This window comes from Roseivirga spongicola (assembly GCF_034376045.1).
Lineage (GTDB): Bacteria > Bacteroidota > Bacteroidia > Cytophagales > Cyclobacteriaceae > Roseivirga > Roseivirga spongicola.
The window spans coordinates 629866-654351 of sequence record NZ_CP139724.1; the positions used below are offsets into that span (position 1 = coordinate 629866).

Below are 24486 nucleotides of genomic sequence, written 5' to 3' on the forward strand. Positions count from 1 at the left end.
TACTTTACGAAGATAGATAATGGAGATATGCGGCACTGTCTCAAGTATATTTTGAAATGGTTAAGACATTGTGAAGTGCTTTTCCGCCCTTCTTTCTTAACTTTCCAGCCATAAACACCTCTCTTATGAAAAAGATATTAAGCCTTAGTTTTCTTGTTCTTTTCATTTTCTCATGCAAGCAAAATGAACCCGTAGAATTCATTATTCTACAAATGAACGATGTATATGAAATAGCCCCTGTAGAAGGCGGCAAAGCTGGCGGAATGGCACGTGTAGCCACACTGAGAAATCGGCTTCTCGAAGAAAATCCGCATGTAATCACCACCCTTTCTGGCGATTTTGTAAGCCCTTCGTTAATCGGCACACTCACTTACCAAGGAGAGAAAATTGCAGGAAAGCAGATGGTTGAAGTAATGAATGCCCTTGGCGTAGACTATGTAGTTCCTGGTAATCACGAATATGACATTAAGGAAGATGAACATCTGAAAAGAATTGCTGAATCAGATTTCCAGTGGATTACAACAAACTGCTTTCATAAGGTAGACGGAAAAATTGTGCCTTGGGAACAGAATGGAAAGCCCTTTCCTGACCATGTAATTTATTCAATAGATGGTGTTGACATCGCCTTTTTTGGCTCTACGGTTCCCTTCAATAAAAAAGAATATGTGAGTTACACAGACAAATATGAATCTGTAAAAGCCACTTATGAAAAGCTAAAAGACGAAGCGGAAGTATTCATTGGCATAACTCATTTAGAGGAAGACATGGACGACTCATTAGCCACCTATTTCGTACCTGAGCTAGACCTAATTTTAGGAGGCCATGACCATGTAAACATGAAGCATCAGTACGGAGATGTGATAATGACCAAAGCCGATGCTAATGCAAAAACCGTTTATGTACACAGAGTGAGCTACAATAAGGCTACAGGTAAAACAACCATCCAATCAGAATTGGTAAGTATTGATGAGACCATAGCTGAAGACCCTACTGTAAAAAAAGTAGTAGACAAATGGGTAAACATCAGCAACGAGAGCATGGCTAATATGGGCTACCAACCAGATGAAATAGTGATGGTTACTAAAGACACTCTGGACGGCCGTGAAAGTAGCATTCGCTACAAGCCAACCAACTACCCAATAATGACTGCAGAATCTTTCCTTTTTGTGGCGCCAGAGGCAGACTTAGCCATTTTCAATTCAGGATCTATTCGCTTGGACGATATTCTGACTGGAACCATTACCGAATATGACATTCTCCGATCTTTCCCGTTTGGTGGTGGAATTTCATTAGTAGACCTGCAAGGAGATGTAGTTGAAAGAGTATTGGAAACAGGAACAATTACGAATATTGGTATTGGCGGCTATTTACAGTTAGCCAACGCAGAAAAGAGAAATGATGGCTGGTACATTAAAGGAGAAAAGCTATCTGCCAGTAAAACTTATAAGATGGCACTACCTCAGTTTGTAATGGGCGGAGGTGAAGCGAATTTGGAATTTCTCAAGAATTATCAAAATCAATCTCAAAACCCAGACAGTTTTAAGGAAGTGAAAAATGACGTAAGAGATATTATTATGGCTTACTTCAGACAGCTACCTCAAGGCAATTAAAAAAGCGTCAAACGTTTTCTAAAACATTGCTCGCAACAGCGTATCAGTTAGAGATTTAGAGATAATTTAATACAAAACAGAAGTTTGTACCTAAAAGCAGCTAAACACCTCAGAATTAGCTTTGGACAAGAACACCATTAACAGGAGAAACCTTATGAAGAGGTAGGGTAGTCCAAACATTATGAGTACTGAATATATAAACCCAAGAATTTCTGATTGAATTTTCTAAATTTCTTGGAGTTGCTTTGGTATGTGCAAACGATTGCATAGTTTTGATGCAGAAATGGAGTTAAGCCTTAGCAGGCGAATTTTGGTTATTAGTAAAGTAAACTAGATGGAGACATTAAAGTCTAATCAAGTGGATATGTCACAAAATGAAAAGGTTAAAACTAGTTCAGGCATATCTCACGAGAGAAGTTCACAAAGTTTCAATCACCAGCGCGTTTCAGTGAGAGATATACTTGTGGATCATTACCGAAAAGGTAAGTAAGAAGCCCCGCAAGGGGCTTTTTTCTTTCTAACTAATTCTGACCTTATCTCTAAACAGCCCTTCATAAAAGTGATGTATTCTAAACATTTGTTCAGCGCCTACTTTCTGACCAGCCTGAGCAACAAGGTAGAGTAAAAGTGCTATTAGAGCAAAAAGCGGAATTAACCATAAAATTGGCGCAGGCTTCTCCAACAATAATTGCGACAGGCCAAAAACACCCACAAAGAGAGACAGCACCCCCAATGCTGCGTATGACATGAAAAACACTGCCCAAACACTGGGCTTAGGACCGTACAAGCCCCTAATGAAGATACCTTCTTTATCTTCATAGGGCTCAATGGTCAAAGCCAACTGCGGAGACCAGTAATGCCTTTCTGCCGGGGGAATCTTTATAACTGCATATCGTTCCGAAACCAAACCACTGAACTCCGAGCTTTCATCTAGTGCCTTACTCAATTGAAGTTTGTATTCAGAAATACTCAACGGAAGCTCCTCGCGGAATCTGGGTCTTATTCTTAAACTCGACATGGCTGAATTGAAATCAGTTCCAATTTACAGACTGCCCCAAACATATTAACTGACATTTATCAGCTAGTTAGAAGTCACAACTGATCTGAAGCTGGAGCCCTTGCTCCTTGGCTTGCTTATCTTTTTGCATACCAATTGCCATCCCGATCGGCATTCCTATCGGTAGCCCTATTCCTAAAAAAGCCATATTATCTAGCGCGAAGCCAAACAAAATTCCAAATGGCATTCCGAATGCTGCCATCCCTATGGCCATCCATTGATTCTGATGGTACTTTTCTGGAACATATCCGAATTGCTTCTGTACTGCCGATAAAAGCTTGGTGTAATAGCGAGTAACTTCAGATGGTTTTAGGAGGGGCCGATCAAGCAGCGTTCTCAGTTCTTTTAATTGGTCGTTAAGGTCAGCTGGCTTCACTCCCTTATCGTCTAGTGCTATATAAATATTGGCAGTATAGTTTAAGCGTTTTCTTAAGGTCTTATTTCCTTTACTTTCTTCTACCTCTGCCCTTTTCTTTAGCTCTTCCGATACAATCTTGAAGTCTTCCATATTCAATAATAGCGACACAATTTACTCAGCTACCACTAATATATGATTAGAGGGGACAGGTTGGCTTAAAAGGATTCTTCACCATTCTACTCTATTCCCGTCTCTAAAGAAACCACCAGAAGGGCTACTATCAGGCAGCGTAGCTGCCCAGACAATTCCTTGGGCACCCTCTTCTACAGACCTAGGTGCTGCATCTCCTCCCATGTCTGTTCTTACCCAACCAGGGCAAACAGAATTCACCAAAATACCCGTGCCAGATAAGTCGGTAGCTAGCTTGATAGTCAGCACGTTCATAGCAGCTTTAGACGCACTGTATCCAGGCGTTCCCCCAGCCATTTCTGTAATAGCTCCCGCTCCACTCGATACATTCACAATTCTGCCATAGCCGTATGCCTTCATTAAAGGTATGGCGGCTTTAGCTGTTCGCCAAGCCCCCATAAAGTTGGCATCCATCGTTTGAGCCACCTCTTGCAAATCGGCATCTATCGCATTATGCCAAGTATCATAGTTTATACCCGCATTATTAACAAGGACATCTAACCTTCCAAAAGACGATTGCACCCAAGCAAAACATGCATCAACACTAGCTTGATCTGCAACATCTAACTCATGAAAGTGTAAGTACTTACCAAAATGCTCGAGTGAAGCTAAAGCTTCTTTAGCCTTAACCTTAGACCTACTGGTTAAAATTACTTCATACTCTAGTTCGAGTAATTGCTTTACAGTTTCAAGTCCAAGGCCTCTGTAAGAGCCTGTGACCAATGCTAATTTCTTCATTAAAGTGTTCTTCTAAAATGCTCAACCAATTTCTCAACAGAAGCATTCACTTGCTCATCTTTGTAGTAGAAATCTAACTGACCACCTTCTAGCCACACCAACTCTTTTTCTCCTTGTAAAAGTTCGAAAAACTCTTGATCGGCCTTTGGAGTTGCGGCCCCTTCGGAAGTAATGATTAGTGTAGGTATATCGATGGATTTTGCTGCTCCAACTGGTCGGTAAGTTAGCCATGGTTCCCAACTCATTACCGCAAACTTATCGTGCGACCAATTCGCTACCTGTCCAATATTTGGGTTTAGGTAGTATTCAAAAGGGCCATACATTGCTGCTGTTGGGTCACTATCTGAAATAGTAAGCTGATACTCCATTTCTCCAGTTTCCTGAAATTTATTGACTGCAGCTCTGCTTTTCTCAATTCGTTCTTTAATTCCAGATTCTCCACCATAAAAAGCATTAACAACCTCATCTGTATTGAACCAAGGAACCACTGCCGCAAAAGATTTAAACTGATCTGTTTGCCCTACAGCCTCGGCCATATAGCCTCCACTTGCACAAACTCCCATTCCTCCGGTCTTAGATGATGACACCATTGGTAATGAGTTTAAGTAGCTCATTGCATTTACAAAATCTACCGATTTCACTTTAGGGTCTTCAAAAAACCTCTTTATACCTTCACTCTCACCGTAATTAGTATGATCGAATGCTAAAGCTACAAAGCCGTTTTCACTGAGTTTTTGAGCATAAAGACCAGCCATTTGCTCCTTAACAGTTGTCCAAGATCCACCCACAACTATAGCTGGGTATTCTTTTCCATGCTCATAGTCGGCAGGCAAATAAAGATGCCCCATTAATAGATTGCCGTTACTCTTAAAACTTACTTGGTTTTTACCTGCTTTAAATTTATGCTCTTCCATATTTGTTGAATTTTCACTTTTTACATTTGAACAGGCCACAACAGTTATGACCATTAAAATCTTGATTACGTTTTTCATTGTTATTTTAGGTCAATATTGAATGCTTTAGCCATAACTATAGGGTTGAAATACTCTTGATATTCTACAACCTGACCATCCTTTATGCGGAAAATCCCGAAATAATCATTGACATACTTTCCACCAGCTTTTATTTCGATCTCTCCTCTGAACTTCACAAAAATGGTATTGGGATCTTCAGTAGAGAATATCTCCCTTGGGAATCTCATTTGACCGAAATTTGCCGTGAGTCCATTATATTGTTGGTATATAGCCTCCCTGCCATCAAAGCTTTTCGGAAACCCTTCGGGTATATATGGATTCAGCTGCTTGGCATCTTCAGCAAACACCTTCTTCAACAAATGAAACTGCTGCGTTTCAAGTGCCACAAAAAACTGATCTACCAATTCTTTGTTAGTTTTCATTGATCCATTTTCTAAACGTTCTTTAGCTAAGCGAGGCAAGTCCGTATTGCCGTCCACGAATTCCAAATTGAATGTCATGGCACTAACTTTCCACAATCCACCTTCCTTGATCAGTTGATAATCATAATTTCCGATCACCGTCCAGCTACTTCCATTTAAGTAATGTGTGGCAGTTCCATCGTGCGATACAAATCCCTTTTCACCAATCTCTTTTACTTCAAAATGTGCCACCATATGCCTTGTCTTATCAAAACCAGGCAGAATGGTTTTCCAACTATCTGTAATTTCTTGTGGAGTTAGTTCAACGGGCTCTCCTCCAGCCATTGATGTATAGTCTAACATTACCCTTTCGGCAAAAGACTGTTGTACTTTTTGCCATTCGAGAGCATCGGTACTTTCAAAAATGTTCTTTACTACATCTATCATTTCCATTTTCTGAGCGCTTAAGCTTCCTATGCCCATTAGAAGTGTTATGAGCACGGATGTTATTTTTCTTTTCATGATTCTTTCTTTCAGAATACATTACAAAAGACGCCAACTGAGGAATGGAAGAATTTCACAGAATTCGGCTTGTCTTGCACAATTTTCGGAATCTGTAAAAAAGAAGTGTATTAAGCCTTTCGGAATTGAGCTGGAGAAGAGCCCGTATACTTTTTGAATAATCTTGTAAAGTAAGAAGGGCTGGAGAAACCTAAATAATACCCTAGCTCCTTTATAGCCATATCGGTAGTAATTAGAAGCTTTTTTGCTTCATCAATTAAAACTTGATTAATATGCTCTATTGGACTTTGGCCTGTAGACTTTTTAATCACTTCAGATAAGTGCTTTGAACTAATAGCCAATTCATTGGCAAAATCTGTTACGGACTTGTGATCTGTAATTAAGCCAGAACCAACTTCTTGCCCATAATCTCTGAGCAGTTTTTGAAAATGATCTACAAGACCAAGCTTTAATTTCTCAACCCTTTCTTCATCTCTACCCCTCTCATAAAAGCGAATGCAATAGCCAAGAATTGAGCAAACGTATGACTTTATAATGGCTTGGTTAAACATTGAAGGGCTATGATATTCTTGATTTATTCTTTCAAACAGCTCTAGTATCACCTTGGCCTCTTCTCTCTTTAGTTTAAAGCCTTGTGTAAACTTCTGAAAGAATGGAAAATCGTTAAGACTCCTAAAACCATCTAGCGGCACGGTGTAAAACGATTCGGAAATGCTGAAATAGTAACCGCGCCAATCTTTCGGAATATTCCAGTAGTTGATCTGGCCTGGCTGAATGAAAAAAATAGTAAAATTATCTAAATCGAAAGCTTGACCGGCAGAAGTAACTGTGCCTCCACCAGATTCTAACAAAGCTACCTGATAGAAATTATGGCGAAAAGAAGGCATCTCAAGCCTAACCGTTTCCATGTTCTGCTCAAAATCACGAACGTCAAAGTCAGGATACCTTGGCAAAGGAATATTGATATTAAGATTATACTCGTCAATAGTTCTATATAGAGGAATAGCCGATAGCAAAGCTTAAAGGATTAAGGTAATGGAATATAACTTTCGTCACCTTCTAGCAAATCGAAACGTTTAGCTTTCCAATCTTCTTTGGCTTGCTCTATCAAGTCTTTATCTGATGAGACAAAATTCCAGAAGATAAATCTTTCTTCAGGAAATGCTTCTCCCCCAAACAATAGTACATGAGTATCTTCGCCCATAGTTATTGAGCAGATATCTTCTTCTTTGGAAACCAACATATTTCCCTTCTCAACTCTCTCTCCGCAGGCTTCTATATAACCTTCAACTATGCAGATCCCTATCTCTCCTTTCAACTGACCAGAAATATTGAGTGTAGACTTTTGCTCAGATTGAACATCTACCATAAAAAGATGAGAGAATACAGGCACTGGAGATTCTTTGCCAAAGCCTTTGCCTGCAACCAGCTTGAACTTCAACCCATCTTGAACCCAAGTAGGTAAAGCCTCGGGCTCTGTGTAAGAAAACTGAGACTCCATTTGCTCCTGAGCCTTAGGCAAAGCCACCCAAATCTGGTAACCATGCATGGTAAACTCACTGCCATCTCTAAGGTCTTCTGGTGTTCTTTCTGTATGAACTATACCTTTTCCGGCAGTCATCCAACCCACCCCACCAGGCTGAACTCGCTGATTAGTTCCTAGTGTATCTCTATGGTCTATTTCGCCTTCTAACAAATAAGTAAGTGTAGAAAGGCCAATGTGTGGATGCTGACCAATATCTAAATATCGACCTGGCCCCATAGTAGATGGCCCCATGTGATCTATGAAAATAAAAGGCCCTACCATGCGCTTCTTTCGGAAAGGGATAAGCCTTCCCACTAAAAAATCGCCTATATCTCTACTTCGTTCTTCAATTATTAAATCAGTGTTAGACATGTCTCTAAGTTACTATTAACATTAAATTAATGTACATACATGGAACTATTAGGCGCCACTAGTAAGTTAAGCATACGCATTTGAAGAAATCAAAAACATAAAAATATGTCAAAACTATTTGGTGAATTTAAGCTAGGCGACATTACTCTGAAGAATAGAGTAGTTATGGCTCCAATGACAAGATCTAGAGCTATAGACAACCTAGCCAACGACCTAATGAAAACCTATTATGAGCAACGCTCAGAGGCAGGACTAATCATTACAGAAGGTGTTTCTCCTTCGCCTAACGGATTGGGTTACCCAAGAATCCCGGGCATTTTCAACGAAGCTCAGCGTGATAGTTGGAAGCCAGTTACAGAGGCTGTTCATGCTCAAGGATCTAAGATTTTCTTGCAAATAATGCACTCAGGAAGAGTTTCTCACGAGGCTAACCTACCTGAAGGCGGAAAAGTAATTGCTCCATCTGCAATACCAGCTCCAGAACCTTTCAACAAAATGTATGTCGATGGTGAGGGCATGTTAGAAGTAAGTCAGCCGCAAGAAATGACTACCGAAGAAATTAAATCAACCATTCAAGAGTTTGCTACCACTGCTAAGTTGGCGGTTGAGGCTGGTTTTGATGGGGTAGAATTACATGCTGCAAACGGATACTTGCCTAACCAATTCCTGAACCCAAAATCGAATCAAAGAACTGATGAATACGGTGGTTCAAATGAAAACCGAAACAGGTTTGTCTTAGAAATGGCCAAAGCCGCGGTTGAAGCCATTGGAGCAAGTAAAGTAGGCATCAGACTCTCGCCATATGGCGTATTCAACGGTATGGGAGAATTTGATGGCATTGATGAGCAATATGCTCTATTGGCCGAGGAGCTTGGCAAAATTGGACTAGTATACATCCACTTGGCCGATATGTCTGCCATGACTCAAGTGCCTGTTCCTTCAGAAATCAAAGAGACTATTCAGGCCAAATTCGGTGGTACAATAATACTTAACGGATCATACAATGCTGAAAAAGCTGATGCAGATATTGAAGCAGGTAAAGCTGAGCTTGTAGCTTTCGGTGTACCGTTCATTGCTAACCCAGACCTAGTAACTAGAATGAAAGATGGTATTGGCTTAGCCATGCCTAATCAGGATACTTTTTACACACCTGGCGCAGAAGGTTATACAGATTATCCTAAGGCTTAAGATATTCCACTATTAAGCATTAAAAAGGCAGTCCGTTGAGACTGCCTTTTCTATTTGTGGTGATTTGTGAAATCTTAGTTTCTACCAATGGCGTTAAGCTCTTCGAAAGCTCTTTCGAGTCTTTTCACAACAGACTCTTCACCCTTTCTCAACCAAACACGTGGATCGTAGTATTTTTTGTTTGGAGAATCTTCTCCATCAGGGTTACCAATCTGGCCTTGAAGGTAGTCTTTCTTATCGTTGTAATAAGAGTGGATACCATCCCACATGGCCCACTGAACATCTGTATCGATGTTCATTTTGATTGAACCGTAAGAAGTAGCCTCCTTAATTTTTTCTGGCTCAGACCCAGAGCCACCGTGGAAAACAAAGTAAACCGGCTTATCTTCTGTACCGAACTTCTCTTTGATATACTCTTGAGAGTTTTTCAAAATCTCAGGTCTTAACTCAACGTTTCCTGGCTTATAAACACCATGAACGTTTCCGAAAGATGCAGCAACTGTGAAGATGTCACCAATTTTTCTTAGTGCATCCCATGCTTCAGCAACTTCTTCTGGCTGAGTATAAAGTCTAGAAGAATCTACGTCAGTATTATCTACACCGTCTTCTTCACCACCAGTAATACCCAATTCAATTTCGATACCCATTTCTAAAGGCACCATTCTTTTGAAATATTCAGAACTGATAGCAATGTTCTCTTCAAGCGACTCTTCAGAAAGGTCTAGCATGTGCGTACTGAACAACGGCTGACCATTCTTTTTGTAGAATTTCTCGCCAGCGTCTAATAAACCATCTATCCAAGGAAGTAATTTTTTAGCGGCATGGTCAGTGTGAAGAATTACCGGAACACCGTAATGCTCTGCCATCTGATGAACGTGCATTGCGCCAGAAATAGCACCCTGAATGGCTGCATTCTGACCATCATTAGAAAGTGATTTTCCTGCGTAGAAAGAGGCTCCTCCGTTAGAGAATTGAATAATAACCGGAGAGTTAACCTTTGCTGCAGTCTCTAATACTGCATTAATGCTGTTGGTACCTACCACATTTACCGCAGGTAAAGCAAATTCATTTTCTTTCGCGTAGCTAAGACAGTCTTTTAATTCTTGACCGTACAATACACCGCTTCTGAATTTTCCCATGTCGAAATAATTATGTTTTTAGATAGTGTTTGCAAAGAAAGCAATTGTGAAGTTAATTCCTTCTACCGAAAACGGAAATGCTTTAAAACACTTATAGCGCAATGGATTGCGCTATAAGTAAAGTAAACTATAATAGAAATGGAGGAAATTACTGACAATGATCTCACAGATACAGTGTCAGAAGATAAAAGTAGGGATTAAAACCATAGATTTCAATTTGGCAAGCGGCAACATTGACAATTCAAAAGACATGCAAACGTTTGAAACAGCCAAATTTTAACTATTTGGAAGAATTTATTTTTCGAAAAAATTTTGTCTTTACTGGCTTATTCCAAACATATAAACTTATTTCAGCCAAAAGTCAGGCTAATTTACCAAGCAGCAAGCAATGAAGAAGGGACAGGTTACAATTAAGGACATTGCCAAGGAATTAAACATCTCATGTTCTACTGTTTCCAGAGCCCTAAAAGACTTCCCAGGCATAAGTCCTAATACCCGCAAAGCAGTAAAAGAGCTTGCCGATAAGTATAATTATCGGCCCAATGCTGTAGCACTAAGCCTTCGAAACCAACGAACCAATGTCATTGGTGTCATTATTCCCGAAACGGTTCACTTTTTCTTCTCTACCGTGATTAGCGGTATTGAAGACGAAGCCATGAAAGAGGGCTACAATGTGATGATTTGTCAGTCTATAGAAAGCTTTGAGAGAGAGGCAGACAGTATTGATGCCCTCATGAGCGCTAGAGTAGATGGCCTTTTGGTAGATATATCTAGAGAAACTTCTGACTTAGCTCACCTGCAAAAGGTAGTGGAAGAAGGCGTACCAATGGTTTTTTTCGATAGGCTCGTAGAAGGCATGAATGCACCTTCCGTGATTGTAGACGATTACCAAGGGGCTTACGATGCTGTTGAACACCTGATCCAACAAGGCTGTAAAGACATAGCCCATCTGGCAGGGCCAGGAAACCTAATTATTGGCCGTAAAAGAATAGAGGGCTACACTTCTGCATTAGAAGACAATGAGATGCCTATCAAAAAAGACTTCATTGTGGAGTGTCGAAACGGAACTCAAGAAGAAGCCGAGCAAGCCATGGATCAGCTACTTGCCTCTGGCAAAAAAATAGATGGAGTGTTTGCAAACAATGACATGGCTGCTTTAGGCGCACTGAAGTCTATTAAAAAAGCAGGTCTTAAAATACCAGAAGATATTGCCGTGATTGGCTATAGCGACTGGCAGTTTTGTTCATTGGTAAACCCTTCACTTTCTAGCGTCTCTCAACCAGGATATGAGATGGGAAAAGAAGCATGCAAGCTAATTTTCAAAGAAATAAACAAGACCAACATCGAGAAAAGCACCATTAAAATTCTCGATACTGAGGTAGTAGTTAGAGAGTCTTCTAACAAATTGGGCGTAATACAACCGCTCGCAAATTAGACTTCGTGCAAACGTTTGTGATGAGAATACCTAGGTGATTTCCTAAAGGAAGAGCGCAAAAGCACTATTTTCACCTAATGGAGCATAGGCTAACTAGCCTTTAACTTTCGCATCGCATGAATTTCAAAAACGAGTCTATTGGGTCAATTTCAACTTTCAATTGGAAAGATGGAGGCGTTATAGGAGCTGCTGGAGATAAGCACTTCGCTGTTACTTTTTACAATGAAAAGATCTGCAGAATTCAAGCTTCTAGACAGTCTGAGTTCGAACACTATCCCTTTTCAGTAATTCTTTCGCCAGAAAAAGTAAACATTGACGGCAAAGAAGACGATCAGCAAATCTCATTAAAGTCTGAACACCTCAAGGTTGAAATTCAAAAGGCTCCTTTCAGGCTTACTTTTAAAAATTCCGAAGGCGCTATCCTTAATCAAGACGACCCGGCCTTTGGCATTAGCTGGCTTGGCCATGAAGTAACCAACTATAAGACATTAGCCAATGACGAAGTGTTTCTTGGCATGGGCGAAAAAGGCGGTGGTCTCAATCGTAGAGGCTCTTCTTACGACCATTGGAATTCTGATGCGTTTGGTTTTGACAACTGGACTGACCCTTTATACATGTCTACTCCTTTTTATATAGGAGTTAGAGAAGGCAAACCTTACGGCATATTCTTCGACAACACGTACAAAAGCCATTTCAACTTTGGTGCTTCAAATAATGAGCGGTTCACTTACTTCAGTGCAGAAGCAGGCGATCTGAACTATTACTTCATTCAAGGAGATACTGTGGCTCAAGTTATTCAGCAATATGCCAAGCTTACAGGCACATGCGAGCTTCCTCCCAAATGGAGCCTTGGCTTTCAGCAGTGCAGATATAGCTACTACCCAGACCATGAGGTGTATAATATTGCCGATACTTTCCGCAATAAGAAAATCCCTGCCGATGTCATTTACCTAGACATTCACTACATGAAGGACTACATGGCCTTCACTTTTAATGATGAAAGATTCCCAGACCCAAAAGGGCTGATTGAAAAGCTAGAATCTCAAGGCTTTAAAGTGGTAGTTATTCTAGACCCAGGCATTGCCACTAAACCAGGCTACGGCACTTATGATAGAGGTGTGGAAGAAGATGTCTTTGTGAAATACCCTGACGGAACAAAGTATGAGGCGAGCGTTTGGCCAGGTAATAGCCACTTCACTGATTTCACTTCTGAAAAGGGGAGAGAATGGTGGGCTAAAGAACTAAAATTCTACACAGACCTCGGCCTAGAAGGTTTCTGGAACGATATGAATGAACCCGCTTGCTGGGGGCAAGATGTTCCGAACCTCATTGAGTTCGACTATGAAGGCCAACAAGTATCACACAAAAAGGCTAGAAACGTTTACGGTTTTCAGATGGTGCGCGCCACATTTGAAGGAGCAAAAAAACACATCGGGAATAAAAGACCTTTCACCTTAACTAGGGCAGGCTTTTCTGGAGTTCAGCGGTACTCAGCCGTTTGGACTGGCGACAATGTAGCTGGCGATGACCACATGCTACTCGGAGTACGACTAGTGAACAGCTTAGGGATGGCCGGTGTACCAATTTCAGGATACGATGTAGGTGGTTTTGTTGGAGAGTCAGGCCCAGCTTTGTTTGCCCGTTGGTTAGCTATAGCCACTTTTGCGCCCTTCTTCAGAGTCCACAGCATGGTAAACGTTCGTGATTCTGAGCCTTGGGCTTATGGCGAAGAGGTAGAAGAAATCTCAAGGAACTACATCAGCCTACGGTATAAACTGATGCCTTACATATACACCTTGGCTTATGAGGCCCACACTACTGGCCTTCCATTGAATAGATCTTTAGCAGTAGACTATTACAATGATCACAACATTTATGGTGGAAGCGCTCAAGACGAATTTACGCTTGGCCAATGGCTCTTGGTTTGTCCAACTACTAGCCAACAACAGTATGCAAAAATCTACCTTCCCGAGGGCGAATGGTATCATTTCTTTAGCGGGGAAAAGGTGAATTCAGGTCATCATGTAATTGAAACTACTTTAGAAGACTTACCGGTTTACGCCAAGGCTGGTGCAATAATACCAATGCAAAACACTGTTCAAACCACGCAAGAAAAGTCAGATGGAACGCTTAGACTGCATGTCTATTTCGGCCATACTAAAACGGAACAGCTGTATTACGAAGACAATGGTTCTACCTACGATTTCAAAGATGGTAGCTTCTATAAAAGACTGATTCAATTTGATGGTGAGTCTAACTCAATAACCATTGAAGCGAAAGAAGGAAACTTCGAATCTGAATTCAAGACTCTAAAGGTATATCTACATGGTTTTGAATCAGATAGCTATGAATTAAATGGTGAATCTGTAAATTACCAGATGGAAGACATCAGACTGATTGAACCAGTTACAGAGTTCGACCCACTCCCACAAAGAGAGAAACGAAACTATGTTAACCGAAATCTGAAAGTAATTGAAACTGGTTTCTCTGACTCAGAGCTGACCATTACGTGGAAATAAACAAGAATATGCAGACGAAACCTCGCCTCAATTTTGGCCAAATATGGAACATGAGTTTCGGTTTTCTCGGAATTCAAATGGGCTTTGCCCTGCAAAACGCCAATGCTAGTAGAATACTACAAATCTTTGGAGCAAATGTAGAGGAACTATCATGGTTCTGGATTGTGGCACCGTTAACAGGAATGATCGTTCAGCCTATCATTGGCCATTACAGTGATAGAACTTGGACAAAACTAGGACGAAGAAGACCTTATTTTCTTACAGGGGCCATTCTTGCATCAATTGGGCTAATACTTATGCCTCAGGCCGACATGTTTATTGCCTTTTTACCAGCGCTTTGGGTTGGAGCAGGGTTCTTAATGATCATGGACGCCAGTTTCAACATTGCCATGGAGCCCTTTAGAGCGCTGGTTGCTGACAAACTTCCAGGCGATCAAACCACTTTAGGTTTCAGCATTCAAACCGTTCTTATAGGAATAGGAGCTGTAATAGGCTCATGGCTACCTTGGGCAATCACCAACTGGTTTGGTGTTGCTAATACTGCCGAGCCAGGCACCGTGCCTCCCAGCCTAATTATCTCATTCATCTGTGGAGCGGTAGTACTTATAGGCACCATTCTAATTACAGTGTTTACTACCAAAGAATATAGCCCTGAAGAAACTGCTGCCTTTGAAGAAGAAAGAGAGACTGAAGTTGAAAGCGCAGTAAAAAGAAAGGGCTTTGGCCAAGTTCTAGAAGACATTGCTGCCATGCCAACCACCATGAAGCAGTTGGGTCTAGTTCAGTTCTTTTCATGGTTTGCTTTATTCGGAATGTGGGTTTACACCACACCAGCAATTGCCCATCATATTTGGAAGCTCCCTATTGATGACACCTCAAGCCAAGCCTATCAAGATGCAGGTGATTGGGTAGGAATCATATTCGGCTTTTACAATTTAGTTTCTGCCATCTATGCATTTTTACTACCATCAATTGCTGCTAAAATTGGTAGAAAGAGCACGCATGCTGTTTCATTAATTATTGGAGGCTTAGGGCTAATCTCTATGTACTTCGCTCCAAATAAGTATTGGCTCATAGGCTCTATGTTTGGGGTTGGAATAGCTTGGGCAAGCATTCTGGCCATGCCATACGCTATTCTAGCAGGTTCTATCCCGCTAAAGAAAATGGGGATTTATATGGGACTATTTAATTTCTTTATTGTTCTACCTCAAATTATCAATGCCATTATAGGAGGGCCGATAGTAAAAAGCCTGTACGGAGGCAACCCAATGTTCGCCATTATCACCTCTGGCGTTTTTATGATACTGGCAGCTTTTACACTACGGTTTGTTAAAGACAAAGACGATCCTGCACTCACAGCATAAACCAATCATTTAAAAAGCAGCTTAACCGCTGCTTTTTATTTTTATCTTCACCACACAACTCTAATACTAATGAAAAAGACAACTATTTTATTTTTTGTATTGGTGCTTGTCTTTGGGTGTACACCTAAGAAAGACGACCAAGCCACCATTTTTAAGAAAATTAACGAGGAAGCTTTAGCCAATTCAGTGGCCTATGAAAACCTAGAAGAAGCTACTAAAACTATTGGCCACAGACTGACAGGGTCACCAGAAGGCGCCAAAGCTGAAGAATTCACCTACAACTTATTTAAAAGCTATGGGCTTGAAGTGGAATACCAACCCTTTGAGGTAGAATCTTGGTCTAGAGGTGAGATTGAAGTTCAGATTGGCTCTAAAAACAAGCTAGAAGAAATGCCTGCAGTAACCCTTGCTCACTCTCCTGTTGAAGCAGATATCACAGCAGAAATAGTGGACATGGGCAACGGTGTAGATGCTGACTATGAAGCCAACCCTGATGCCGTGAAAGGTAAAATTGCGCTAGTCTATATCGGAACACTTCCGAATAGCCCAGAAGGAACTCCTGGACTTCACAGATCTGAAAAAACTGCTTTAGCAACCAAGTATGGCGCTATTGGCATCATCATTATTAACCAAGTAGATGGTGGCGTTCTTCTAACAGGTACCGCTTCAGTTACTGGTAGCCTCATTACCATCCCTGCTGTTTGCATAGGCAAAGAAAATGGCATGGAGCTAAAAGAAACCTTGAAGAAGTCTAAGCAATATGCTTCTATCAAAATGACTAACGAATCTGGTTTGATCAACGCTCGCAATGTTATTGCTACAATCAAAGGCAGTGAGTTACCTGAAGAAAAAGTTATTGTTGGCGGCCACCTAGACTCATGGGATTTAGCCACAGGAGCAATAGATAATGGTATTGGCTCTTTTGCAATTATTGACATGGCCAGAACTTTTGCTGCACTAGACTTAAAACCAAAGAGAACTGTTCAGTTTGTAATGTTTATGGGTGAAGAAGAAGGATTGCTTGGCTCAAGATACATGGTTGATCAGGCCATTGAGAACGGCACCATCAACCAGATTAAATATATCATGAACCAAGACATGTCTGGCAACCCTGCAGGATTTGGAACTGGAGGAAGACCTGAAGCTGAAGCTTTCTTCAAAGAAGTAGGAAAAGAAATCATGGCCATTGATTCTACTACATACAAAAATGTTGTTTCTAATGGCGCAGGCCTCCACAGTGACCATCAGCCGTTTATGCTTCAGGGTATACCTTATACTTCTCCAGCCTCTAGATTAGATAGAGCCATTTATGGCTGCTACCATGCAGATTGTGACGATTTTGATCTAGTGAACAAGGAGCACATGGTGAATAATGTAAGGTTTAGCTCAATGATGCTATATGCTTTAGCAGATGCAGATCAGCTTCCAGCCCAAAAGCTAAATGATGCTGAAACAAAAGCGTTTCTAGAAGGTCACAACCTTAAGCTAAAGCTTCAGATTGGTGGAGACTGGAGATGGGAAGATTAATCTCTAGTTTTTAGAAATGGACATAACGAACATCCTCCTGCTTTTTGGTGTCGGTTTAATTGCCGGTGTTATTAACACTTTGGCGGGAGGAGGTTCATTACTTACTTTGCCCGCACTTATTTTCCTTGGCCTACCTCCCAACATTGCCAATGCCACCAACAGAATCGGGGTTTTCTTCAATGGACTGATGTCTTGGGGTGGCTATCATTCTAAAGGAGTAAAAGCCGAAAAATATGATCTCTGGCTGGGTGCCACTTCTTTTATTGGAGCCATTTTAGGGTCTTATGTAGCGGTAGACATCAAAGGAGAAACCTTTAATAGAATCTTAGCGGCAATCATTGTATTTATTGTGGCCTATATGGTCTTTGGCAAAAGACTGCAATCTGGTGACCGAGTTAAAACCACCAAGAAATCTAAAATCATTGGGCTCATTACCTTCTTTTTTATTGGTATTTACGGTGGGTTTATTCAGGCTGGAGTAGGCTATCTAATCATTGCGTCCATGTCTTTCATCCACAACTATGGCATGGTAAAAATCAACATGATTAAGTCGTTGACAGTACTAATCTACACCCTTTCTGCCCTGGGCGTTTTCATCTACTCGGGACTGATTAACTGGGAACTAGGGCTTGCTTTGGCGGCAGGAAATGGTGCCGGAGGTTGGCTTACCAGCCGATGGAGCACCAAGGTAAACGAAAAGTACATCCGCTACTTTGTGATGGTTACAGCTATTGCATTTGCCATTAAACTGTTCTTTGGGTAGAAGTCGGAAGTCGGAAGTCGGAAGTCGGAAGTCGGAAGTCGGATAGAATAAAACTGCGTGAGCTTATTAGGTTACACATTTCACCTTTTTTTCATCCCGAGGAACCGAGGGATCTTCCGGACAGCTAACTGAAGCACAATAAGGTTTTTAAGAGTTAAAACTCATGTCTTACCTTTCCGAGCATAATAAGCTTCAGCTTCTTCTAGCTTGGAAAGGTCGTCCAAATCCTTGTATCGTTTAGACCTCGCTTTCTCTTGCTTGAGTTCGTTTATGGAAATCACCCAAATACTTATTCCATCCACCAATCTAATGACGGAATTCTGATACGCTTCTTGAAAGGTGACTTCATTGCTGATATTCAATCTGGTCATCAGTTCAACCAAAAAACCTGAGTCAGAAAAAGAAACCATTCTTTCCTCTTTAAGCTCAGTAATTGCCTCTACAGGAAATTCAAAACCTAGGGTTTCAATTGCCCTCTGAATGCTTTGAAGGTTATCATCCCTCTTCGATACCCATAAATCCAGACCTCCTGTAGACCGATTGTAACCATGGAAGTTGACTGCAAAGCCACCGACTACCATGTACTCCACTTCCTCCTGATTGAAGGCGTCAATTACTTTCAAATAGAAATCATCTTTCTTCTTCAATAGTAAGCCCTTGGGTTCCTTCTGCACCGAATTAAACTTGTGCATTGTTTTGACATGCTTGAGCAACCAAAGAATCCGTTCCTTGGGTGTCCTTTCAAAGCCCTGTTCTAAAACATAGCGTTCAGCTTCGTCATGATTTTTATGAAACTTCACCTCCTTGGCCATACTTAAAGCTATCAAAAATGATTCCCTTTTAATATTTTCCAACATGGAAGAAATGCATCATGGTCTTCGGAAGAGCATTGAAAAATTCGTGACCCTAAAAGATGAGGAATGGGAGGAAATTCGCTTCGCTTGGAAAAGCTTCTCCTTCCACAAAAACGAACCCGTAACTAGCATGGGTGAAGTAGAAAAGTATTTCTATTACATAGACAATGGACTACTCAGAGGCTATTTCGAGAAGAATGGCCAAGAGTACAACATGGGCTTTTCCTACAATGGCGAGTTCAGTGGAGTTTATGACTCACTAATTTTTCAGAAACCATCTGACTGGAATGTGGAAGCCTTGGAAGACACCGTTGGGCTCAAACTTCACCATAACCAATTGGTAGAGTTGCAAGAGAGATTTCCAGTAATCAAGGAATGGCTGTTCAAGTTCAACCAGCAAGTAATGTTTGGACTGGGCATATTTATAAGGAGCTTATTGGCCGATTCTGCGGAAGAGAAGTTTGAACGACTGATGACTCAGAGTCCACACATTATTCAGATTGTTCCGCAGAAACACTTAGCTTCATATTTAGGAATGACTCCCGAAACTTTTTCCCGAATGAGAAAGAAATGGGCGACTTAACTTGATCTATATCAAGACGAAACTTGTAGCGACTCACTTACTTTATCGCAAAAAATGAAACTCAAAGCAACAACCCACATTCAGAACTCCGTAGAACAATGCGAAAAAGCCTTGGCCGAAGTAGAGCAACTCATCGCTGGTCTCGATGACAATACACTAAACACTCAGGAAGCCGATGGAAAATGGAGTATCCTTCAGTGCTTAAAGCATTTAAGCATTGCTAACAAAATCTATGTTGAGAATATTAAAAAGGCACATCAGAAATATCCTCAAGAGCCAGAAGAAACCTATTCTTCTCACTGGAAGGGCGATTACTTCACCAAAATGATCTCCCCTAAAGACACAGGCGAAGTAAAGAATAGTATGAAGACAATGAAGTCTATGGATCCCGCAAATGCCCTTAACGCTACTGAAACCATAGAAGAGTTTTTCTCCACTCACCGAGAGCTAGCTGAACTAATCCGAAAGTCCAAAAACTACAGCCTAAACAAAGTGAAAGTGCCCACCGCCCTAGGTCCTTTGGTGAAACTCAGACTAGGCGATGCCTTTCGCTTTCTGCTAGGTCATCTCGACAGGCACGTTCTCCAGCTCAAAAGAATCAAAGCTGCGGTAGTCTAAACCTATATCTATTCGTTACCTTCAAGTAATGAAGGATGAGAAGAACACTGGCTCCAGCAGACGACCGCGTGGTAGGGGAATAGGAACCGGAATTGCCATTGGAGTAGGAATAGGCGTTGCTATGGATAATCTAGCCATTGGCGTTGGAGTAGGTATAGCTATGGGCTTCGGGTTTGAGTTTATTAATAGGCAAAAAAATAAGGACTAGCAAAGGCCAGTCCCTATCTCATTCTCTTGTTTGATTAACCCTAATCTTCTCTCAACCTTGTTGCGGGGTTAGAAAATGCCGCTTTAAAGGTTTGCATACTAATTGTTACAAAAGCAATAAGTAGCGCAATTCCGCCAGCAACAATAAATGGCAAGGCTCCTAAACCAATTCTGTATGCGTAACCATCGAGCCAATCGCTCATAAAGTACCAGCCAACCGGTGCAGCCAGTAGCATGGCTATTCCCACCAAAATGATGAACTCTTTACTTAAGGTTGAAACAATCTGATTAATAGACGCTCCAAGCACTTTTCTAATGCTAATTTCTTTGCCCCTTTGAGCTACCGTAAATGATGCCAGGCCAAACAGACCAAGACAAGCAAGGAAAATAGCCAAACCTGAGAAGATAGTGAACAACTCGCTTCGCTGAGATTCAGACTCATAAAGAGTATCGAACCGCTCATTTAAGAAGTTGTACTGAATGGGTGAATTAGGTGAAAACTCTGCATACTTCTGCTCAATTTCTGCCACAGAACTTCTCAGGTTTTGGCCTTCAATTTTGATGGAAAGGAAACGCATATTACTTCTATTGTTTGCCATAATTACTGGTACAATCTCACTCTGAAGCGACTCGAAGTGAAAGTCTTCAACCACACCAATTACTCTTCCAGCAACACCACCATAATTCATGCGCTTACCAATAGCATCTTCAGGGCTAGACCAACCTATGATCTCTACCGACTTCTCATTTAGAATAAAGTTGGCTGAATCTCTTTGCCAATCATCGGTGAAGTTTCTACCTGCTACTACTTCCATCTGGTAATTCGACACAAAATCAGGATCGACCTGAAGCTGCTTAATCACCACCTGAGTCGGCTGCATTTGGCCATCCACTTCGGCTTGCGCTCCTTGAGAATCGAGCAACTGACCAGAAGGCACACGACTAGAACCTCCGGCAGATTTCACCCCAGCAATATTTTTAAGCTCATTCTTAAAAGTCTGGAAGTTGTTGCCAATTTCTTGACTCACATTCAAGATCATCATCTGGTCTTTGTCATAGCCAAGATTCTTGTTCTGCATATAATTTAGCTGCTGAACTACCACAACCGTAGAGATAATCAAAACCACAGAAATTGAGAACTGAGCCACTACAAGCACTCTCCTTAATAATCCCGACTTCCCTGGTGCAGAACCCTTACTGCCTCTCATTACCTCTAGCGGCTTAAATGCAGAAAGGTAGAATGCAGGATAGCTCCCTGCCAAAACACCCACCAACAAGGCGGCTCCGAAAATAATTGCGATTAGACCCGCATTTTGGACTAGATTGAACTCCAAATTCAATGCAGTAAACTCTCTAAAGAATGGCAGAATCACTGAAGTGAGCCCAACAGAGAGCAACAAAGCACAAAGTGTAAGTACAACAGATTCAGTCAAAAACTGATTGATAAGGTTCCCTTTTCCGGCACCGAATACCTTTCTCATCCCTACTTCTTTGGCCCTTCTGGCCGATCTGGCCGTGGCCAAATTCATGTAGTTAATACAGGCAATCAGCAGAATCAGTACCGCGATTGAAGTAAAGATGTAGACGTAAGTAATGTCTGAATTCTCTCCTAGTTCATCAGAAAGATTAGAGTGTAAGTGAATATCTGTCAACTTCTGAACATGCAATCTTGTCCAGCTATTGGCATTTTCTCCCAGTTGAATAGTAAGAAACTCCTCCATTCTATCCATAATTCCATCGATAGACCCCGTTTCTGTGAGTGTAAAAAGAGTAGTAAAGTTGTTACTGCCCCACGCGCCTAAGAGGTTTTCTCTTCCTCCATAGAATTGTTCTATCACTGAGAAATCACCCAACATATTCAGCTCAAAACTGGAATTGTCTGGCCAATCTTTATAGACTCCTTGCACTAATAATTCCGCTTGATCGAACACACGGATAGACTTCCCCATTGGGTCTTCGTTACCGAAATATTTCTTGGCGAGGCTTTCAGAAAGCACCACTGATCCTGGTTTCTGCAAGGCTTCCTTCAGATTCCCCTGAAGAGTTTCGAAAGTAAGAATGTCCACAATTTCAGGATCGGCAAAAGCTAAATCAGTTTCATTGAAAAGCTTCTCACCGTATTCGATGGTGCCAGAAGTAGTGAGAAAACGACCAATTTTCTCTATGTCACCTTCATAATAATCTTTCAAATAATGACCAAATGGAGGGGCTAACCGTGAAAGATGTAAAGAAGTGGTTCCATCTTGACTCATGAATTCGCGAGTGAATCGGTAGGTTTCGTCAGCATTCTCATGAAACGTATCATAACTCATTTCCTCATTGATGTAAAGACCGATGAGTAAGCAGCAGGTAAGGCCTACAGAAAGACCTAAAATATTGATAAATGAGAATCCTTTGTGCTTCAGAAGATTTCTGAGCGCAACTTTAAAGTAATTTTTAAACATGACCGTTGGTTTGAGTTTTAACAACTCTCAATTAAACGAATTGAGAAACATATTCATAATGACCAAAAAAATATAGCAAGGTTGCAGCTTATCGGGTTATGGTAAGAACTACAATTATTTGAATGTTAAATCAGGATTTTGCAGCTTTGAACATGCGCTTCACCCTTACCACATGCATTATTTTACTGTCTCTACTTGAAGTTCCCTCCATGGCGCAAGAATTTGAGGTAACTTCCTTCAACATCCGCTATGGCACTCCAGGTGATGGAGAAAATAAATGGAAAAGTAGAAGGGACAGAGTAATGACCATCTTCAAGAAATACAGAGATGGAATAATTGCCACCCAAGAGGCCTTGCCTTTACAAATAGATCAAATTTTGGATGAAGTCTCTCAACTCGATGTCGTCTTTAGGTCTAGAACCTTAGAAGAAAAGAAGGGGGAGTCTAATGCGGTATTCTACAACAAGAAAACCTGGAAAGTTGTCAATGATGAAACATTTTGGTTTTCCGACACCCCAAACGAACCAGCAACCAAAAGCTGGGGCAATACACTACCTAGAATTGCTACTATCGTTGTTCTTGAACACAAAAGCAGTGGCAAGAAACTTCGGCTGCTTAATGCTCATTTAGACCATCGGTCGGACTATAGCAGAGAAAGAAGTGTTGAATTGATTCTTAGAAAATTAATGACAGAAGTGGAGCCAATGCCCACTATACTTTTAGGCGACCTGAACGAAACGCCTGAAGGTGAAAACATTCAACGAATAAAAGAATACTTTACTGATACCTATTCTGGAGATGAACTGGAAGGCTGTACTTATCACAACTGGAACGGAGGCAGCCATTGCGATAGAATAGACTATATTTTCTATCAAAAATCAGAAGGCTTAAGCTTGAATAGTTTTGAGATAGATAGATGGAAGAACAAATATTTCTACCCTTCTGACCACTATCCTATTGTCGCAAACTTTTCTTTCAACTAGACTGATTTTCTCTCTTCTTCTCTCTGAAATAGGAATAGATAAAATAAGGTAGTCCGAGAATAGTTGAGACCATAACTCCGATGAAAAATCCTTTTGCCCAACTATCCTGGTCAGAAAACAAGATGATCAATAGAGAGGCTAAGCCTATGGCAGAAAATATATAGATACTTAGAAGCTCCTTTTTAGACTTTAACATTAGCGGCTTTTGCTTTGCGTCTATTATTAATAAATACTCCAAGTAAAATAGCTAATACTCCAATAATATGCCCTATCAACACAACTTCTCCGTCTAACACGCCCCATGTTAAAGCCACTATAGGGATAAGATAAGTAACCGTACTACTAAATATTGGAGTAGTAAGCTGTACCAGCTTGTTGAAAAGTATTAGAGCCAAAGACGTACTCATAATACCTAATAAACTTACATAGCCTAAGGCTTTTACCGCTCCTGGTTGAGTGGCCAATGTTACCGAAAAATCGGTTCCAAACACCAAGTAAAGTCCAGCTAAAGGCCCCACTAACAATATGCTAACACTAGTAATTACCAACGGACTCAAGTCGGCCAGATAATACTTAATCACATTAAGATTGGTTCCATAACAAGCCGTGGCCAGCACTACAAAAAAAGCATAGAAGTTAAACTCACTGAATTTACCTCCGCTTCCGGCAGTAAGCAGAACAACGGTCCCAATAAAAGCCAGCACTATCCCTAAATAATTGGCCTTATTAAACTTCTGCTTAAAGAAAAGTGCTCCAATTACAAGGGTGAAAATGGGAGTAAGGCCGTTGAGTACACCAGTAATACCACTATCTAAACGGGTTTGACCAATAGCAAAAAAGAATGCTGGGCCAAAAGTACCAACCATACCAATCAGGAACAGAAGTTTAACCTGCTTACTAGTTAGTTTCCTTACTCTAGGAATGCTCACTGGCACCAAGAAAAGACAAGCTGCCAAAATTCTGATGGCTCCTACCTCACCGGCATCATAAACCTCTAAACCTCTTTTGATTAGAATAAAGCTGGTTCCCCACACCAAAGAAAGAATTACCAGAATACCCCAGGCTAAAACGTTGGTATTTTTCATGCTTCTAAAAGAAGCCCAAATGTAGAATAAT

General features: G+C 41.0%; 22 protein-coding genes. 11 read left to right on the forward strand and 11 right to left on the reverse strand.

Features of this window, described 5'->3' with window-relative positions; all coding sequences use genetic code 11:
* Window positions 1–125 precede the first annotated feature (125 nt).
* The gene (locus T7867_RS02830; protein WP_084375527.1) at window positions 126–1610 is read left to right on the forward strand and encodes a bifunctional metallophosphatase/5'-nucleotidase; all 1485 of its coding nucleotides are present in this window, start codon (window positions 126–128) and stop codon (window positions 1608–1610) included.
* Window positions 1611–2127: 517 nt separating this feature from the next.
* Here T7867_RS02830 and T7867_RS02835 read toward each other — a convergent pair.
* From T7867_RS02835 to T7867_RS02865, 7 genes are all read right to left on the reverse strand, one after another.
* Entirely contained in the window at window positions 2128–2628 is a 501-nt protein-coding gene (locus tag T7867_RS02835) for a hypothetical protein (RefSeq protein WP_068215556.1), read from the reverse strand.
* A 67-nt stretch (window positions 2629–2695) separates the two neighbouring features.
* Window positions 2696–3175: a hypothetical protein gene (locus T7867_RS02840; protein WP_068215557.1), complete on the reverse strand. Its 480-nt coding sequence runs from the start codon at window positions 3173–3175 to the stop codon at window positions 2696–2698.
* Between the two features lie 78 nt (window positions 3176–3253).
* Window positions 3254–3952 carry an SDR family oxidoreductase gene (locus T7867_RS02845; RefSeq protein ID WP_068215559.1) on the reverse strand — a complete coding sequence of 233 codons (699 nt, stop codon included), beginning with the start codon at window positions 3950–3952 and terminating at the stop codon, window positions 3254–3256.
* A complete protein-coding gene (locus T7867_RS02850) occupies window positions 3952–4944 on the reverse strand; it encodes an alpha/beta hydrolase (protein ID WP_068215563.1) in 993 nt (330 codons plus the stop codon). Before T7867_RS02850 ends, T7867_RS02845 begins: the two co-directional genes overlap by 1 nt.
* Window positions 4945–4946: 2 nt before the next feature.
* Complete coding sequence (locus T7867_RS02855; RefSeq protein WP_068215564.1) at window positions 4947–5849, reverse strand: nuclear transport factor 2 family protein; 903 nt, start codon at window positions 5847–5849, stop codon at window positions 4947–4949.
* 110 nt (window positions 5850–5959) lie between these two features.
* A complete protein-coding gene (locus T7867_RS02860) occupies window positions 5960–6865 on the reverse strand; it encodes an AraC family transcriptional regulator (RefSeq protein ID WP_157717467.1) in 906 nt (301 codons plus the stop codon).
* Between the two features lie 11 nt (window positions 6866–6876).
* Window positions 6877–7746, reverse strand: a complete 870-nt coding sequence (locus T7867_RS02865; RefSeq protein ID WP_068215567.1) for a pirin family protein — start codon at window positions 7744–7746, stop codon at window positions 6877–6879.
* A 105-nt stretch (window positions 7747–7851) separates the two neighbouring features.
* Between T7867_RS02865 and T7867_RS02870 the strand changes: the two genes are divergently transcribed.
* Window positions 7852–8934 (forward strand): alkene reductase, encoded by a 1083-nt coding sequence (locus T7867_RS02870; RefSeq protein ID WP_068215569.1) that lies wholly within the window; start codon window positions 7852–7854, stop codon window positions 8932–8934.
* Between the two features lie 74 nt (window positions 8935–9008).
* Here T7867_RS02870 and fbaA read toward each other — a convergent pair whose 3' ends face one another.
* Window positions 9009–10073 (reverse strand): class II fructose-bisphosphate aldolase, encoded by a 1065-nt coding sequence (fbaA, locus tag T7867_RS02875; RefSeq protein ID WP_068215571.1) that lies wholly within the window; start codon window positions 10071–10073, stop codon window positions 9009–9011.
* A gap of 388 nt (window positions 10074–10461) precedes the next feature.
* Here fbaA and T7867_RS02880 point away from each other — a divergent pair, with 388 nt between their 5' ends.
* The 5 genes from T7867_RS02880 (at window position 10462) to T7867_RS02900 (ending at window position 17681) form a co-directional block, all read left to right on the forward strand.
* A complete protein-coding gene (locus tag T7867_RS02880) occupies window positions 10462–11508 on the forward strand; it encodes a LacI family DNA-binding transcriptional regulator (protein ID WP_068215573.1) in 1047 nt (348 codons plus the stop codon).
* Window positions 11509–11624: 116 nt separating this feature from the next.
* A complete protein-coding gene (locus T7867_RS02885; protein WP_068215575.1) occupies window positions 11625–14027 on the forward strand; it encodes a glycoside hydrolase family 31 protein in 2403 nt (800 codons plus the stop codon).
* 50 nt (window positions 14028–14077) lie between these two features.
* Window positions 14078–15391: an MFS transporter gene (locus T7867_RS02890; RefSeq protein WP_089082257.1), complete on the forward strand. Its 1314-nt coding sequence runs from the start codon at window positions 14078–14080 to the stop codon at window positions 15389–15391.
* A 69-nt stretch (window positions 15392–15460) separates the two neighbouring features.
* On the forward strand, window positions 15461–16918 hold the full coding sequence (locus T7867_RS02895; RefSeq protein ID WP_273515746.1) for a M28 family peptidase: 1458 nt from the start codon (window positions 15461–15463) through the stop codon (window positions 16916–16918).
* Between the two features lie 16 nt (window positions 16919–16934).
* Window positions 16935–17681 carry a sulfite exporter TauE/SafE family protein gene (locus T7867_RS02900; protein ID WP_273276331.1) on the forward strand — a complete coding sequence of 249 codons (747 nt, stop codon included), beginning with the start codon at window positions 16935–16937 and terminating at the stop codon, window positions 17679–17681.
* Window positions 17682–17842: 161 nt separating this feature from the next.
* Here T7867_RS02900 and T7867_RS02905 read toward each other — a convergent pair whose 3' ends face one another.
* Entirely contained in the window at window positions 17843–18373 is a 531-nt protein-coding gene (locus T7867_RS02905) for a hypothetical protein (RefSeq protein WP_273515745.1), read from the reverse strand.
* A gap of 112 nt (window positions 18374–18485) precedes the next feature.
* On the opposite strand from T7867_RS02905, the gene T7867_RS02910 reads away from it, so the two are divergent.
* The 3 genes from T7867_RS02910 to T7867_RS02920 are packed head-to-tail and all read left to right on the forward strand — an operon-like array spanning window position 18486 to window position 19944.
* Entirely contained in the window at window positions 18486–19118 is a 633-nt protein-coding gene (locus tag T7867_RS02910; RefSeq protein ID WP_157717469.1) for a Crp/Fnr family transcriptional regulator, read from the forward strand.
* A gap of 54 nt (window positions 19119–19172) precedes the next feature.
* Window positions 19173–19736 (forward strand): DinB family protein, encoded by a 564-nt coding sequence (locus T7867_RS02915; protein ID WP_068215583.1) that lies wholly within the window; start codon window positions 19173–19175, stop codon window positions 19734–19736.
* 28 nt (window positions 19737–19764) lie between these two features.
* Window positions 19765–19944, forward strand: coding sequence for a hypothetical protein (locus tag T7867_RS02920; protein ID WP_068215585.1), 180 nt, complete (start codon window positions 19765–19767; stop codon window positions 19942–19944).
* Between the two features lie 40 nt (window positions 19945–19984).
* Here the strand turns inward: T7867_RS02920 and T7867_RS02925 are convergent, their stop codons facing one another.
* Window positions 19985–22387, reverse strand: coding sequence for an ABC transporter permease (locus tag T7867_RS02925; protein ID WP_322299813.1), 2403 nt, complete (start codon window positions 22385–22387; stop codon window positions 19985–19987).
* Window positions 22388–22509: 122 nt separating this feature from the next.
* On the opposite strand from T7867_RS02925, the gene T7867_RS02930 reads away from it, so the two are divergent.
* Window positions 22510–23370, forward strand: coding sequence for an endonuclease/exonuclease/phosphatase family protein (locus tag T7867_RS02930; RefSeq protein ID WP_068215590.1), 861 nt, complete (start codon window positions 22510–22512; stop codon window positions 23368–23370).
* 182 nt (window positions 23371–23552) lie between these two features.
* On the opposite strand, the gene T7867_RS02935 is transcribed toward T7867_RS02930, so the two are convergent.
* Window positions 23553–24455 carry a DMT family transporter gene (locus T7867_RS02935; protein ID WP_068215596.1) on the reverse strand — a complete coding sequence of 301 codons (903 nt, stop codon included), beginning with the start codon at window positions 24453–24455 and terminating at the stop codon, window positions 23553–23555.
* Between the last annotated feature and the right edge of the window lie 31 nt (window positions 24456–24486).